At 74.0% G+C, this 2,903-nt stretch carries 4 protein-coding genes; all 4 read right to left on the bottom strand.

Annotated elements, in window-relative coordinates:
• The coding region (locus PLP61_RS16195) for a histidine phosphatase family protein (RefSeq protein WP_324503797.1) at nt 1-310 on the bottom strand (310 nt) is incomplete at its 3' end.
• On the bottom strand, nt 310-1,392 hold the full coding sequence (locus tag PLP61_RS16190; RefSeq protein ID WP_324503796.1) for a phosphotransferase family protein: 1,083 nt from the start codon (nt 1,390-1,392) through the stop codon (nt 310-312). The genes PLP61_RS16195 and PLP61_RS16190, both read right to left, overlap by 1 nt.
• Nucleotide 1,393: 1 nt before the next feature.
• A complete protein-coding gene (locus PLP61_RS16185) occupies nt 1,394-2,167 on the bottom strand; it encodes an SDR family NAD(P)-dependent oxidoreductase (protein ID WP_324503795.1) in 774 nt (257 codons plus the stop codon).
• 42 nt (nt 2,168-2,209) lie between these two features.
• Nucleotides 2,210-2,903, bottom strand: a 694-nt coding sequence (locus PLP61_RS16180) for a hypothetical protein (RefSeq protein ID WP_324503794.1), incomplete at its 5' end; no start/stop codon positions are given.

Raw genomic sequence — 2,903 nt, 5'->3', positions numbered from 1 at the left:
GGCCGCCGGACCCACCGGCGGGGACCGCGTCGGGCGCGGCGTAGGCGGCGACCACCCCGAGGTGGTCGAACTCGTCCCACCCGGGGTCCTCCTCGGGGGTGAGCGCCCAGCCGGCCGCCTCGGCCAGTCCCTGCGCCGTCTCCCGCTGCCGGCGCATCCGGCCGTGCAGCACCACGTCCGGGCGGAGGTCGCGCTCGGCCAGCCAGCGGCCGAGCACCCGCGACTGCAGCCAGCCCGAGGGCGACAGCACGTCGTAGTCGTCGGCGCCGAAGGAGGCCTGTCCGTGCCGCACCAGGACCAGCACCCCCATCAGGAGGTCACCAGGTGCCGGCAGCGGGTCTCCAGGTAGCCGACCGCCGGACCGAAGACGGCGTACGCCGGGTTGGTGGTCTGCCCGCGGGCGTAGCGGTACCAGATCTGCTGCGCGATCACTGCGAGCCGGAACAGCCCGAAGACCTCGTAGAACCGCCACCGCTCGGGCGTCATCGCGAAGCCCATCCGGTCGCAGTAGCGCTCGACGATCTCGGCACGCGTCCACATGCCGGGCGCGGAGGAGGGCTGCCGGCGGAAGCCCTGGAAGTAGTCGTCGTCCCCGGCCTCGACCCAGTAGGCCAGCGCCCCGCCGAGGTCCATCAGCGGGTCGCCCACGGTGGCCATCTCCCAGTCCAGCACGCCGACGACCCGCATCGGGTCGTCGGGCGAGAGGACCAGGTTGTCGAAGCGGAAGTCGTTGTGGATCAGCCGCGCCGCGACGTCGGGGGGCTGGTGGGCGTCGAGCCACACGGTGATGTCGGACCAGTCACCGGTGTCCTCGGTGCGGGCGTGCTCGAAGCGGTGGGTCCAGCCGCCCACCTGGCGGGCGACGTACCCCTCCCCCCGGCCGAGCCCGGAGAGACCCGCCGCCGCCACGTCGACGGAGTGCAGGTCCATCAGCACGTCCCACGCTCGGCCGCACAGCGTGGAGACCTGCTCGTCGGTCAGGTCCCAGGGCAGGTCGCGCCGCAGGATGGTTCCCTCCAGCCGCTCCATGACGTAGAAGTCCGAGCCGACCACCGAGGGGTCGTCGCAGAACCCGACCATGGCCGGGACCAGCGGGAACACCGGCTTGAGCGCCGCCTGGATGTCGTGCTCGCGACGCATGTCGTGGGCGCTCTTGGCCTTCACCCCGGCCGGCGGCCGCCGCAGGATCAGGTCCCGTCGGGGGTAGCGCAGCAGGTAGGTGAGGTTCGAGGCGCCACCGGCGAACTGGCGCACCTCCGGCACCCCCTCCAGGTCGGCCCGGAACGGCTCGGCCGCGTGCTCGCGCAGCCAGGCGGCCACCGCCTGCACCGCGAAGGCGTCCTCCTTGCGGACCTCGGCGGCCGGGTTGCCGGCGTCCTTCGCCTGCGTCATCTCAGACCTCCTGCAGCTTCGCGGCCTGCGCCCGCATGACGGCGTCGTACGCCGCCCGGTCCCGGTTCTTCAGCTCCCAGGCCGCGCGCGCAGGCTCGTCGGGGACGATCAGCTCCTCGCCCGCGTCCAGCCCCTCGAGCACCGCCCGCGCGATGTCGTCGGCGGTCAGGCTGGAGGCCGCCACCAGCCGGCCGATCACCTCCCCGACCAGCTGGTCCGACCCGGTCATCGACTCGACCAGGTTGGTGCGGAAGTACGACGGGCAGACCACGGCGACGCGGACGCCGTACCCGGCCAGCTCGTGGCCGGCGGTCTCGGTGAGCGCCACGACCCCGGCCTTCACGGCGTTGTAGGAGGCCATCCCGGCCGGGTGCACCAACCCGGCCAGTGAGGCGATGTTGACCACCAGCCCGGAGCCCTGCCGCTTGAGCAGGGGCACGAAGGTGCGCAGCCCGCGCACGACGCCGAAGAGGTTGATCTCGGTGAGCCAGCGCCACTCCTCGAGGGTGGCGACGTCCAGCCGGCCGCCGCCGGCGACCCCGGCGTTGTTGACGAGCACGTCCAGCCCGCCCCAGCGCCGCTCCACCTCGACCAGGGCGGCCGCCCAGTCGGTGTCCGAGGTGACGTCCAGGGCCAGGTCGACCGGCTCCGGCCCGGTCACCGTCCGGTCGGTGGCGAGCACGTCGTCCCCGCGGTCCCGGAACGCCCGGGTCAGAGCGGCGCCCAGACCGGAGGCCGCACCGGTGATCAGCACGCGTCGGCCGCTGTCATCCATGGCCCGACCCTAGCCGCGGGGCCCTCCCGCAGGCGCGGGGGGTCAGGCCGCCACGGTCACCACGACGCGGGCCCGCTGCACGGGGTCCAGCCAGTCGCGGCGGACCCAGAACAGCCGCACCAGCGACCAGGCCAGGAACGGGATGGCCAGGGCGACCGAGAGGTTCCAGGCAGGCAGCCGGGCCATCAGCGAGAACACCATGCCGGTCAGCGTGGTGCTCACGGCGAGCCGGGCGGAGTAGGCGACCATCAGCATCGGCGGGGCCGGGGTCGCACGGGCCGAGCGGAGGTCGACCGAGAACGGGCTGGCGTGGGACCAGCGCAGCGAGGCGCCCACCACCTGCACGGTGACCACCACCCACGTGCACAGCAGGGCGGCGAGCTCGTGCGGCTCGGGCAGCCCCGCGCGCAGCGAGCCGAGCACCACGGTGATGCCGGAGGCGACCAGCAGCCACTCGGTGAGCACCGCGGCGCGTGCGGCGAACACCGTCTCGGGGTGGGCCGGGACGCTCTCACGCCACAGCGTCCCGCGGCCGTCGAGGCACCACGCGTTGACGCCGAAGAGCAGCGCCGCGCCGGAGGCGACCAGCCCGGGCAGGATCGTCATCATGGTCCACTCGAGGTTGCCGGCCAGGGCGACCAGCCCGGGGCCGACGGCGAGGACCATCAGGCCGCGCCGCATCGGCACGGCCCGCCACACCGAGGCCCGGTCGATCCGGACCAACGCCAGCAGGTCC

Origin of the sequence: Nocardioides sp. (assembly GCF_035429765.1) — a bacterium.
Lineage (GTDB): Bacteria > Actinomycetota > Actinomycetes > Propionibacteriales > Nocardioidaceae > Nocardioides.
The sequence above is the reverse complement of the archived record's forward strand: the minus strand, read 5'-3'. Positions and strand labels throughout refer to the sequence as shown.